Raw genomic sequence first — 12,875 nt, forward strand, 5'->3', positions numbered from 1 at the left:
ATCACATAGACCGTATCACAAGAGGAAAACGGGAAGGAGTGAAAGCATGCCGTTTACCCACCTCCATGTCCACACGGAATACAGCCTGCTCGACGGTGCGAGCCGCATCAAGGAGCTCATCAAGACGACGAAAGAGCTCGGCATGGACAGCATCGCCATCACCGACCACGGCGCCATGTACGGCGTCATCGACTTCTACAAGGAAGCCAAGAAGCAGGGCGTGAAGCCCATCATCGGCTGCGAGGTCTACGTAGCCCCGGGCGCGCGCCAGGAACACCGCGAGGTCAATGGTGTGCGCTATTACCACCTGATCCTGCTCGCGGAGAACCAGACGGGCTACCGCAATCTCGTTAAGCTCGTCTCGCTGGCCAACATCGAGGGCATGTACTACAAGCCGCGCGTCGACAAGGATCTCCTGCGCCAGTACCATGAGGGCATCATCTGCCTGTCGGCCTGCATCGCCGGTGAGATCCCGCGCGCCATCCTGCAGGACAACCTCGAGCATGCCGATGCGCTCGTGCGCGAGTACCTCGAGATCTTCGGCCGCGAGAACTTCTTCCTCGAGATCCAGAACCACGGCCTGCCGGAGGAGCGCAAGGCAAACGCCGCACTCGTCGAGCTTGCGAAGAAGTACGATGTCGGGCTCGTCGCGACGAACGACCTGCATTACGTGCACCGCGAGGACAGCGAGTTCCACGACATCCTGCTCTGCATCCAGATGAACAAGACGTTCGACGACCCCGACCGCATGCGCTTCCCGAGCGACGACTACTATCTGAAATCGCCGGAGGAGATGGCGGCGCTCTTCCCGGACCTTCCGGAGGCCATCGCCAACACCGAGAAGATTGCCGCGCGCTGTGAGGTCGACTTCACCTTCGGCCAGCTGCAGTTGCCGTACTACCCAATCCCCGCGCCGTATGCCGACGATGAAGCGTATCTGCGCCACCTCTGTGAGGAGAACTTGCCGCGCCGCTATGGGGCGGTCACGGAAAGGATCCGTGAGCGCCTCGAGTACGAGCTCGGCATCATCCACCGCATGGGCTACGACAGCTACTTCCTCATTGTCTGGGACTTCATCAACTACTCGCGCGAGCACGGCATCGGCGTCGGTCCGGGGCGCGGTTCGGCCGCAGGCAGCATCGTCGCCTACCTGCTCGGCATCACGGACCTCGACCCGCTGCAGTACGACCTGCTCTTTGAGCGCTTCCTGAATCCGGAGCGCGTGACGATGCCGGATATCGATGTCGACTTCGACTACATCCAGCGCGGCAAGGTCATCGACTACGTCAAGGAGCGCTACGGCTACGATCACGTCGCGCAGATTGTCACCTTCGGCACGATGGCGGCGAAGGGCGCTATCCGCGATGTCGGGCGCGTGCTCAACCTGCCGTACGCCGAGGTCGCAGAGATCGCGAAGCTTGTGCCGAACGAGCTCAAGATCACGCTCGACAAGGCGATGCAGGAGTCAGCCGACTTCCGCAAAGCGTACGAGAGTAGCGAGGACATCCGCCGCCTCATCGACCTGGCGCGCAAGATTGAGGGCCTGCCGCGTCACTCATCGACGCATGCCGCCGGTGTCGTGATTGCGCGCCACCCGCTGACGGACTACGTGCCGGTCTCCATCTCGGAGGGCACGCTCGTCACGGAGTACGACAAGGACCACGTCGAGGAGCTCGGCCTCCTCAAGATGGACTTCCTCGGCCTGCGCACGCTGACGGTCATCAGCGATACGATCGCGAACATCGAGAAGAGCCGCCACGAGACGGTCGACATCGAGAAGATCCCATTGACGGACGAGCTGACCTCGAAAATGCTCTGCGAGGGTAAGACGGGGGCGGTGTTCCAGATGGAGTCGGCCGGCATGACGCAGCTCGTGCGCGATCTCGCACCGGAGAACTTCGCCGACCTCATCCCGCTCGTCGCCCTCTACCGCCCGGGCCCGCTCGGCAGCGGCATGGTCGAGGATTTCATCAAGGGACGCCACGGGGAAAAGGAAGTCACCTACATGCACCCACTCTTAGAGCCCATCCTCAAGGAGACGTTCGGTGTCGTGCTCTACCAGGAGCAGGTCATGCAGATCGTGCAGGTGCTCGCGGGCTTCACGCTCGGCCAGGCAGACCTCCTGCGCCGCGCGATGGGCAAGAAGAAGCACGAGATCCTGATGGCGCAGAAAGAGAACTTCCTCGCCGGCTGCGAGAAGAACCACATCGAGGCAGGGCTTGCCAACACGATCTTCGATCTCTTGACGCACTTTGCCGACTACGGCTTCAATAAGTCGCACAGTGCGGCGTATGCGCTCGTCGCCTGGCAGACGGCTTATCTCAAGGCGCACTACCCGGCAGAGTTCATGGCGGCGATGCTCACGAGCATCATGGACACGCCGAAGGTTGCGACGTACATCGAGCTCTGCCGCCGCATGGGCATCAAGATCCTGCCGCCGGACATCAATGCGAGCTCTGCGTACTTCAGCGTCGACGGGGCAGCCATTCGCTTTGGCCTCGCTGCCGTGCGCAATGTCGGCGAGACGGCCATCGAGAACGTCGCGCGCATCCGCGAGGACGGCGGCCCGTTCAGCTCGCTCTCCGACTTCTGCCGCCGCGTCGACATGCGCGTTGTCAACCGCCGCGTCATCGAGAGTCTCATCAAGTGCGGCGCGTTCGACTCGTTCGGCGCGAAGCGCAGCCAGCTCCTGGCCATCTTGCCGCAGACTGTCATGGAAGCAGCCCAGCAGCAGAAGGACGCGGTGAGCGGCCAGATGGGACTGTTCTCCGACGAGACGATCGAGGAGACAGGCATGCTGCAGCTGCCGGACATCGATGAGGTGCCGAAGGCGGAGCTGCTGAACTGGGAGAAGGAGGCGACGGGCTTCTACATCACGGGCCATCCCTTGGACCAGTACGCCGCGAAGCTTGAGAATCTGCCGCACATCGGCAGCCTGCAGCCGGATGCCGTGCGCGACAAACAGGTCGTGCGCATCGGCGGCATGCTGACGGAGGCGAAGCGCATCACGACGAAGAAGGGGGACACAATGTGCTTTGCGACGGTCGAGGATTTTACCGACTCCGTCGAAGTCACCGTCTTCCCGCGCACGTTCTACCAGAACATGAACCTGCTCGTGCCAGATACGCCTGTCGTCGTGCAGGGCCGCATCGACATGACGGACGAGTCGGTCAAGATCATCGCTGATTCTGTCTGGGCGCTCAAGGACTACCGCTTTGCCTATTACATCGAGCTGCCACCGGGCGGCCTTCCGGAGACGAAGCGTGAGGAGATGAAGCAACTCATCGTTGCGCACCACGGCGCATACGCGACATTCTTCCACTCGGGCGGCCACTGGCAGAAGGCCCGCGAGAATTTCTGGCTCGATGACGCGGCGGAGACATTCCAGCGGCTCGAGTCCATCGTCGGTGCGAGCAAAGTCCGGAAGCGCTGAGCGCGCCTTGTTGCGGGAAGCGGAAATGGATGATAGAATAAGGATGATTTGTCCTTCTCTTGAGGGAAAATGAGGGAACATAAGGAGTTTGAAACGATATTGAAACAGAGGACTATCGGCCGTCTCCTGCTCGCGGGCGGGCTTGCGCTGGCACTCATCGTGCCGCAGCTCACCGCCACGCCTGCTCAGGCAGAGGCTGTCTATGATATCAAAGAGATGCCGCGCCCGGATATCCCGGGGCTCGTCATCAGCCCCGATGACCCGCTGCAGAACCTGACGGCGCGCTCGGCCGTCGTCATCGACGCCGCGTCGGGCCAGGTGATCTACGAGCGCAACAAGGACGAGCGCCGCTTCCCGGCGAGCACGACGAAGATCATGACGCTCATCCTGGCGCTCGAGCACTCGAACATGGATGACATGGTGACCGTCAGCAGCAATGCGGCCGGCACGGAGGGCTCCACGCTCTGGCTCGAAGCGGGCGAGAAGATCCGCATGGGCGACCTGCTCTACGGCATGATGATGCACTCCGGCAACGATGCGACCGTCGCTGTCGCCGAGCACATCGCGGGCTCTGTCGACAAGTTCGCCGTGATGATGACGGAGAAGGCGCACGAGATTGGCGCCGTCAACACGAACTTTGCCAATGCCAATGGCCTGCCGCGCGACGACCACTACACGACGGCCTACGACCTCGCGAAGATCACGGCTTACGGCTACCGCGTGCCGGGTTTCGAGAAAATCGTCAGTACGAAGGAGATCGACTTCGACTGGGTCAAGGACTCGTCGCATCACCTGCGCAACGAGAACCAGATGCTCTGGCTCTACCGCGGTGCGAACGGCGTCAAGACGGGCTACACGGATGCCGCCGGCCGCTGCCTCGTCTCGGGCGCGAAGAAGGACGGCCTGCAGCTCGTCGCCGTCGTGCTCGACTCGGTCTACATGTGGAACGACTCTATCAAGCTGCTCGACTACGGCTTCGCGCATGTGGAGCCGGATACGATCGTCCATGAGGGCGATGTAGCGGGCTATGCAAGTGTCGCGGGCGGCACGGGCCGCAAGCTGCCACTCATGGCCGCTGAGACGCTGACGCTTGCCAAGCTCAAGGGCGAGGGCGAAGCCTACAAGACGCGCATCGAGGCCGATGGCCTGCGCGCCCCCATCAAGGAAGGCGATACCGTCGGACGTCTCGTCGTGGAACTCGACGGCAAGGAAGTCGCTTCGACCGATCTGCTCGCCGGAGCGGACGTCACGCGCCGCTCGTTCTTCCTGACCGTCTGGAACTTCCTGCGGTCACTGGTGAAAGGATGATGGCGATGGCAGAAGAACGCTTGCAGAAGATCATCAGCCAGGCCGGCATCGCCTCAAGGCGCGCGGCGGAGAAGATGATCTTGGAGGGCCGCGTCAGAGTTGACGGCAAAGTCGTGCGCGAGCTCGGCACGAAGGTCGATTCCGCAGCACATGCCATCACGGTCGATGGCAGGGCAATCGGCGGGGTGGAGCATCATGTCTACCTGCTCTTGAACAAGCCGAAGGGCTATCTCTCGACGGCGAAGGATGACCGCGGCCGCCGCACGGTGCTCGACCTCCTGCCGGAAGTGAAGGAGCGCGTCTACCCGGTCGGCCGCCTCGACAACAACACGGAAGGGCTCTTGCTCATCACGAATGACGGCACCTTGATGAACGGCCTCCTGCATCCGCGCTTTGAGGTCGAGAAGACGTACCATGCGGGCGTGACTGGGCAGCTGACGGAGGAAAAGCTTCAGATGCTCCGGGATGGACTGCTGCTCGAGGACGGTATGACGGCTCCAGCGAAGGTCAGCCTGCTCCCTGAGCGCGAGCTCAGTGAGCGCGAGCGCGGTTTCACGCGCGTGTCTATCGCGATACACGAGGGGCGCAATCGCCAGGTCCGCCGCATGTTCGCAGCCGTCGGCTGTGATGTCAAGGCCTTAAAGCGCGTGCGCTTTGCCGACCTGACGCTGAAGGGCGTCGCGCGCGGCCATCACCGCACCCTGACGCAGGAAGAAGTCAGCAGGCTCTACAGATTGGCGGGGTTAACGAGATGAAACAGATTCTAGTCATAGGAGCCGGCCCAGCCGGCATGATGGCCGCCATCCGCGCGGCCGAGAACGGTGCGGCGGTCACTCTGCTCGAGAAGATGAAGCGGCCTGGCCGCAAGATGATGATCACGGGCAAGGGGCGCTGCAACATCACGAATGCCGCCGATGTGCCAGAGATCATCCGCAACATCCACGGCAACGGCGCCTTCCTCAACAGCTCGATGCGCGCCTTCGATAATCAGGATGTCATGGAGTTCTTCCGGCAGCAGGGCGTGCCCGTGAAGGTCGAGCGCGGTAATCGCGTCTTCCCCGTCAGCGACAAAGCACAGGACGTCGTCGACGCGATGGTGCATCGGCTGCATGAGCTCGGCGTCCGCATCGAGCTCGAGATGCCCGTCGCGGACATCCTGTTGCAGGAGGGGCGCGTGGCGGGCGTGCGCACGAAGTCGGGCGCGCACTACAAGGCCGATGCCGTGATCCTTGCGGTGGGCGGTGCCTCGTATCCGGGCACGGGCTCGACGGGCGATGGCTACGAGATGGCAAGGAAGCTCGGCCACACGGTCGTGCCGCTGCGCCCGTCGCTCGTGCCGCTCGAGACAGAAGAAGAGTGGGTCAAAGATGTCCAGGGCCTATCGCTTCGCAATGTCCGCGCGACACTTCTCGCTGGCGGCGAGAAAGTGCAGGAGATGTTCGGCGAGATGATGTTCACGCACTTCGGTGTGACGGGCCCCATCATCCTCTCGATGAGCCGCAGGGCGGCCAAGTGCCTTGCCGAGGGGAAGTTCGTCGAGCTCGAGCTCAACCTCAAGCCGGCGCTGACGCCGGAGAAGCTCGATGCGCGCATCCAGCGCGACTTCGGGCAGCACATCCGCAAGTCGCTGAAGAACGGTCTCTTGGACCTCCTGCCGCATAAGCTCATCGAGCCGGTGCTTGACTGCGCCTACCTCGACCCGGAAAAGCCGGTCCACCAGGTCACGGCGGAGGAGCGCCACCGCCTCGCGGAGACGCTGCAGCACTTGACGCTGACCATCACGAAGACGCGGCCGCTCGCTGAGGCCATCGTGACGGCTGGCGGCGTTTCCGTGCGGGAGATCAATCCGAAGACGATGGAGTCGAAGCTCGTGCCGGGCCTCTACTTCGCCGGCGAGGTCGTCGATGTCGATGCCTACACGGGCGGCTACAACCTGCAGGCGGCCTTCTCCATGGGCAATGCGGCCGGCTGCTGGAGTGTCTGGAACGACGATTGATGCGCTATTGAAGTATGATTGATGAATGGAGTGGAGGAACCTCTATGGAAAACACGAAGACGATTGCAAAGGCAAGGCAGGGGTTGCGCGGCACGATCGAGATCCCCGGCGACAAGTCCATCTCGCACCGCAGTGTCATGTTCTCGGCGCTCGGCTCGACGCCCGTGCACATCACGAACTTCCTGCACGCGCAGGACTGCCTCTCGACGGCGGCCTGCATGAAGGCGCTGGGCGCCTCTGTCGAGTTCGAGTCGGAGACGTCTCTTGTGGTCTGCGGCCACGGCCTGCACGGCCTCCGCGAAGCTTCCACAATCATCGATGCGGGCAACTCGGGCACGACACTGCGCCTCATGATGGGCATCCTTGCGCCGCAGCCGTTCTTGACGACCTTCACGGGCGATGCCTCGCTGCACAAGCGCCCGATGGGCCGCGTCATCAAGCCGCTCTCGGCGATGGGCGCAAAGATCTACGGCCGCGAGAAGAACACGAAGCTGCCCATCACGATCGTGCCGGCTGAAGGGAAGTTGCATGGCATGCTCTACGAGAGCCCTGTCGCGAGCGCACAGGTCAAGTCGGCCATCCTGCTTTCCGGCATGTACGCGGACAGTCCGACGACTGTCGTCGAGCCCTTCACCTCGCGCGACCACACGGAGCGCATGCTCGAGGCCTTCGGCGTCGAGACGAAGAAGGATGGCACGGCTGTGACGATTGAGCCCGTCGAATCGTTCCATGCGCCGTCATCCATCGAGGTCCCGGGCGACATCAGCTCGGCGGCCTACTGGCTCGTCGCGGGATCCGTCGTGCCGGGAAGCCACCTGCTCCTCAAGAACGTCGGCGTCAATCCGACGCGCACGGGCATCCTCGATGTCCTCGAGGCGATGGGCGCCAAGATTACGCTGGAGAACGAGCGCGTGAGCGGCGGCGAGGCGGCAGCTGACATTCGCGTCGAGGCGGCGAAGCTCCATGGCACATCGTTCGGCGCCGAGATCATGCCGCGCCTCATCGATGAGATCCCGGTCCTCGCAGTGGCCGCGCTCTTTGCAGAGGGCGACACGGTCATCACGGGGGCCGGTGAGCTCCGCGTCAAGGAGACGGACCGCCTGCAGGCTGTCACGGACGAGTTCAACAAGCTCGCGCCGGGTGCTGTCGAGGCGAGCAAAGATGGTCTCGTCATCCACGGCGGAACGAAGGTGCGGGCGGCAACCTGCTTCTCGTACGATGACCATCGCATGGCGATGTCGCTTGCTATCCTCGGCGCGGCCGGAGAGGGCGCCGAGATCGAGCGCCCCGAGTGCGTGACGATCTCGTACCCGGCCTTCTACGATACGCTGGCCCGCCTGCAGGCATGAGTGCAGTACATATCAATTTGATTTGGGGGAATCTGTCTTGAAGAAACTCGTAGTAGCAATCGACGGGCCGGCGGGCGCCGGCAAGAGCACGGTCGCACAGCTCGCAGCCAAGGAACTGGGTTATACCTACATTGACACGGGGGCCATGTACCGCGCCGTGGCTTGGAAGGTCCTGCAGCAGGGCGGTGAGGTCACGGATGAGAAGATCCTCGCTGTCGTCCCCGACATCGACGTGGACCTCTCGTATGAGAACGGCAAGACGACGGTGCGCGTCGACGGCCAGGACGTCACGAGTGAGATCCGCACGCCGGAGGTCAGCCACATTGTCTCGAAGGTAGCTGCGCTCGGCCCCGTGCGCGAGAAGATGGTCGACCTGCAGCGCAAGATGGCAGAGCGCGGCGGCGTGCTCATGGACGGCCGCGACATCGCGACGAATGTGCTGCCGGGCGCTGATGTCAAGATCTACCTGACGGCCTCTATCGCGGAGCGCGCAAACCGCCGCTACAAGGAATTGCGAGAGAAAGGTCTCGCTGTTGACCTCGCGGATATCGAGCACGACATCGCCGCGCGCGATAAGGCCGACATGGAGCGCGAGATTTCGCCGCTCGTCCAGGCAGATGATGCGACGCTCCTCGATACGACGGGCATGACGATCCCGGAGGTCGTCGCGCGCATCATCGGAATGTGCAGGTGATACGATGCTTTACACGACACTCCGCATCATCTTTGCCGTCATCTTTCAACTGCTGTTCCGCGCCAAGACGTACGGCAAGGAGAACCTGCCCGCAGAAGGGCCCGTCATCCTCGCAGCCAACCACATGAGCAACTGGGACCCGCCGCTCCTCGCGACGTTCCTGCCGCGCCCCGTCTCGTACATGGCGAAAATCGAGCTCTTCGAGCACCCGATCTTCGGCGCGGCCATTCGCCGCTGCCATGCCTTCCCCGTGAAGCGCGGCGCGGCAGACCGCGGCGCCATCAAGGCGGCCGTCAATGTGCTCAGGCAGGGCCGTGTGCTCGGCCTCTTCCCAGAGGGCACGCGCAGCAAGGACGGGAAACTCCACAAGGCCGAGGCCGGCGTCGGCCTGCTCGCCGCGATGAGCGGTGCTCCTGTCGTGCCGGCCTGTATCGTCGGTACGGACCGCATCATGCAGAAAGGCGGCTTCCTGCCAAAGCTCTCCATCATGTACGGCGAGCCGATGCATTTCACGGGCGATAAACGCGACAAGGAGCAGCTTGAGGCCTTTTCGCAAGAAATCATGGCTCATATCGCGGTCATGCGCGAAGAAATTGAAAAAATTTCCTAAAACCATTTGCCTGACGCCCCCATGCATGATATACTAGGCTATAGATTGTAAAAAAGCCTTCTGGGCGTCTTTGCAATAATATGATTTATGGTGGTAGATGTATGGAAGTCATCTTAGCAGATTATCTTGGCTTTTGCTATGGCGTCAAGCGCGCCATCAAGATTGCCAGGGAGAATGCTTCTGCTGACGGGACTGCCTGTACGCTCGGACCCATCATCCACAATCCGCAGATGGTCGACAGGTTGCGCCGCGAGGGCGTCGGCTCGGTAGACAGTCTCGAGGAGATGGAGAAGGGGACCGTCATCATCCGCTCGCACGGCGTGGGCCCCGCGGTCTACGACGAGGCGAAGGCCCGCGGACTCGAGCTCGTGGACGCGACATGCCCGCATGTCAAGAAAGCGCAGCTCTCGGCCAAGGAGCTCGTGGATGAAGGGTACAGTGTGGTCATCATCGGAGAGAAGAACCATCCGGAGGTCAAGAGCATCTTCGAGTGGTCATCCGGAAGAGCACAGATCATCGAGACCGAGGAAGAAGCCGATGGGATAGAGCCCTGCGGCAAGCTCGGCATCGTATGCCAGACGACGTTTTCTGGAGCGCGCTTCCGTCAGATTGTCATGCGCCTTCTTGAGAAGTCCAGGGACATCAAGATCCTGCGAACCATCTGTACGGCGACAGACCAGCGACAGGCCGCTGCCATAGATCTTGCCAGCAAGGTTGACCTCATGCTGGTCATCGGCGGCAAGAACAGTGCCAACACGACAAGGCTCGCACAGCTTTGTTCCGAGAAGTGCCTGACTTACCACATCGAGACTGCAGCGGAGCTGCACGACGAGTGGTTTGACAAAATAAAGAAAATTGGTATTACAGCTGGTGCTTCTACACCGGACTGGATTATCAAGGAGGTATATAAAAAGTGTCAGAACAGATGAACATGGAAGAGTTATTAGCACAGGAGTCCCTGCCGGATATCCAGGAGCGCACCACTGTAAAAGGTAAGGTCATCCAGGTAAACCGCGACGAGGCTTATGTCGATATCGGATACAAGCAGGAGATCGCAATCCCGAAGCGCGAGCTGGCTTACCCGGCTCCGGAGTCCGCTGAGGACGTCGTCAAAGTCGGCGATGTCATCGATGTCTATGTCGTTTCCCTCGGTGGCGACAACGGCGGCATCCTCTCCAAGGTAAAGGCTGACCGCATGGTCGCTTGGACGGAGATGGAGAAGAAGAAGGAAGCTGGCGAGACGGTCCAGGCGAACATCACGCAGGTCGTCAAGGGCGGCCTCGTGGCATCCGTCGATGGCCTGCGCGGCTTCATCCCGGCATCCCAGATGGAACTCCACTTTGTCAAGGACCTCTCCATCTATGTCGGCCAGACGGTCGAGGCGGAGATCATCGAGATCGATGTCCACAAGCAGCGTCTCGTCCTCTCCCGTCGTGCTCTCCTCGAGGCTGAGCGCGAGAAGAAGGAAGCGGAAGTATTCTCCACGCTCGAGGCTGGCCAGACGGTACGCGGCACGGTCAAGCGCCTCGTCGACTACGGTGCATTCATCGATATCGGCGGCGTAGACGGCCTTGCACACATCTCCGACCTCGCTTGGCACCGCGTCAAGCATCCGTCGGATGTCCTCGAAGTCGGCCAGGAGCTCGACGTCTATGTCAAGAGCGTTGATCCGGAGAGCAAGCGCATCTCCCTGTCCGTCAAGGACACGATGCGTGATCCGTGGTACGACTCCGCTGAGAAGTACAGCGAAGGCCAGATCATCGAAGGCAAAGTCATCAAGCTGACGGACTTCGGTGCATTCATGGAGATCGAGCCGGGCTTCGATGGCCTGATCCCGATGGGCGAGCTCGCAGACAAGCGCATCGAGCGCGCCGATGAAGCCGTTCATGTCGGCGACATCGTCCGCGTCAAGATCCTCCGCATCGACACGAAGCGCAAGCGCATCTCGCTGTCCATCACGAAGGCTCGCGACTGAGCGATTGGGACTTGCGTCTAAAATAAGATAAGACATTCTGAGGAGTGATGATTTATGCATCACTCCTTTGTTTGTAGTGCAAGAGAGTAAGAATATGAGCAAATATTATCCAGGTATCATCCTGCGCGTCTATCCGGGCAGCCTCGCAGAAGAGCTCGAACTCGTGCCGGGCGACAAGATTCTCGAGATCAACGGGCAGGGACTGCGCGACATCATCGATCTGAGCTTCGCGATGGCGGACGAGGAGATCGACATGCTCGTCGAGCATGCAGATGGTGAGCAGGAGATGATCTCATTCGAGAAGGAAATCGACGAAGAGCTCGGTGTCGAGTTCGAGTCGGCCGTCTTTGACGGCATCCGCAACTGCGCGAATCACTGCTACTTCTGCTTCGTCGATATGATCGCGCCGAACATGCGCCAGAGCCTCTCCATCAAGGATGACGACTACCGCCTGTCGTTCCTCTACGGCAACTTCGTCACGATGACGAACATGGGGCCGAATGACTTCCGGCGCATCAAGCAGTTCCATCTCTCGCCGCTCTTTGTCTCCGTGCAGTGCATGAACCCCGAATTGCGCGCGCAGATGCTGCGCTGCCCCGGTGCGGCGAAGATCGCGGAGCAACTCGACCATCTCGAGGAGGCGGGGGCCGACTACCATACGCAGGTCGTGCTCTGCGCTGGCCTCAATGACGGCGCAGAGCTCGAGCGCACGATACGCGAGGTTGTCGCGCGCCGCCCGCACGCGCTGTCGCTGGCCATCGTCCCCGTTGGCATCACGAAGTACCGTACAGATCCCTTCCCCTTGCACCAGTTCGATGCAGAGGGAGCGGCGCGCGTCATCGACGAAGTCGAGAAGTGGCAGAAGAAGATCCAGCAGGAGGAGGGGCGCACCTTCATCTACCTCGGCGATGAGTTCTACTTCCTCGCGGGCCGCCCTGTGCCGCCGACTTCGTTCTACGACGGCTTCCCACAGCTCGACAACGGCATCGGACTCACGCGCAACTTCATCAACGACTGGGATAAGGAGTCCAATGCGCACGAGGAAATCGCATCGTATGAAGAGCCTGTCTATCTCGATGTCGTCACGGGCACGGCCGTCGCGCCTGTCATGCAGGAGCTCGCGAAGAAGGCGGAAGATGCGCATGCAAATCTTCATGTGCGCATTGTGCCGGTCAAGAACGAGCACTTCGGCACGACAGTTAACGTCTCTGGCCTCTTGACAGCGCATGACATCATGGCGGCCCTGAAGCGCCTCGATGGTCCGCGCGCGGGCATCCTGATCCCTGAGCCCGCCCTGCGCTCGGGCGAGGACATCTTCCTCGACGACGTGAGCCTCTCATCCATGCGCGAGGCGTTCCCCGAAAGCCGCATCGAGCCCGTGCAGACGGGCGCGGATTATTACCGCGCCCTGATGGACTGGCCGCACTACGCGAAGCGCCGTGCGGGTGAGACGGCCTATATGTGGCAGAGCAACGCGGGCTACACCAAGAATATCCAGTATTGATTCATA

Annotated in this window: 10 protein-coding genes; all 10 read left to right on the forward strand. The window is 61.5% G+C overall.

The features are described from left to right. Positions 1-46 precede the first annotated feature (46 nt). The 10 genes from T518_RS03355 (at position 47) to T518_RS03400 (ending at position 12,869) form a co-directional block, all read left to right on the forward strand. A complete protein-coding gene (locus T518_RS03355; RefSeq protein WP_036375188.1) occupies positions 47-3,433 on the forward strand; it encodes a DNA polymerase III subunit alpha in 3,387 nt (1,128 codons plus the stop codon). Between the two features lie 99 nt (positions 3,434-3,532). Beyond that, positions 3,533-4,741 (forward strand): D-alanyl-D-alanine carboxypeptidase family protein, encoded by a 1,209-nt coding sequence (locus tag T518_RS03360; RefSeq protein WP_244881919.1) that lies wholly within the window; start codon positions 3,533-3,535, stop codon positions 4,739-4,741. A 5-nt stretch (positions 4,742-4,746) separates the two neighbouring features. After that, complete coding sequence (locus T518_RS03365) at positions 4,747-5,496, forward strand: pseudouridine synthase (protein ID WP_036375473.1); 750 nt, start codon at positions 4,747-4,749, stop codon at positions 5,494-5,496. Continuing rightward, complete coding sequence (locus tag T518_RS03370; RefSeq protein ID WP_036375193.1) at positions 5,493-6,737, forward strand: BaiN/RdsA family NAD(P)/FAD-dependent oxidoreductase; 1,245 nt, start codon at positions 5,493-5,495, stop codon at positions 6,735-6,737. Before T518_RS03365 ends, T518_RS03370 begins: the two co-directional genes overlap by 4 nt. A gap of 44 nt (positions 6,738-6,781) precedes the next feature. Next, positions 6,782-8,086 carry a 3-phosphoshikimate 1-carboxyvinyltransferase gene (gene aroA / locus T518_RS03375; protein WP_036375196.1) on the forward strand — a complete coding sequence of 435 codons (1,305 nt, stop codon included), beginning with the start codon at positions 6,782-6,784 and terminating at the stop codon, positions 8,084-8,086. 37 nt (positions 8,087-8,123) lie between these two features. Continuing rightward, positions 8,124-8,780 carry a (d)CMP kinase gene (gene cmk, locus T518_RS03380; RefSeq protein ID WP_036375199.1) on the forward strand — a complete coding sequence of 219 codons (657 nt, stop codon included), beginning with the start codon at positions 8,124-8,126 and terminating at the stop codon, positions 8,778-8,780. A gap of 4 nt (positions 8,781-8,784) precedes the next feature. Then, positions 8,785-9,390, forward strand: coding sequence for a lysophospholipid acyltransferase family protein (locus T518_RS03385; protein ID WP_036375201.1), 606 nt, complete (start codon positions 8,785-8,787; stop codon positions 9,388-9,390). Between the two features lie 101 nt (positions 9,391-9,491). After that, entirely contained in the window at positions 9,492-10,319 is an 828-nt protein-coding gene (ispH, locus tag T518_RS03390; protein WP_036375204.1) for a 4-hydroxy-3-methylbut-2-enyl diphosphate reductase, read from the forward strand. Between the two features lie 2 nt (positions 10,320-10,321). Beyond that, a complete protein-coding gene (rpsA, locus tag T518_RS03395) occupies positions 10,322-11,365 on the forward strand; it encodes a 30S ribosomal protein S1 (protein ID WP_244881918.1) in 1,044 nt (347 codons plus the stop codon). Positions 11,366-11,459: 94 nt separating this feature from the next. Then, a complete protein-coding gene (locus tag T518_RS03400; RefSeq protein WP_036375206.1) occupies positions 11,460-12,869 on the forward strand; it encodes a DUF512 domain-containing protein in 1,410 nt (469 codons plus the stop codon). Positions 12,870-12,875 lie beyond the last annotated feature (6 nt).

The organism is Mitsuokella jalaludinii DSM 13811, from assembly GCF_000702905.1.
Classification (GTDB): domain Bacteria; phylum Bacillota; class Negativicutes; order Selenomonadales; family Selenomonadaceae; genus Mitsuokella; species Mitsuokella jalaludinii.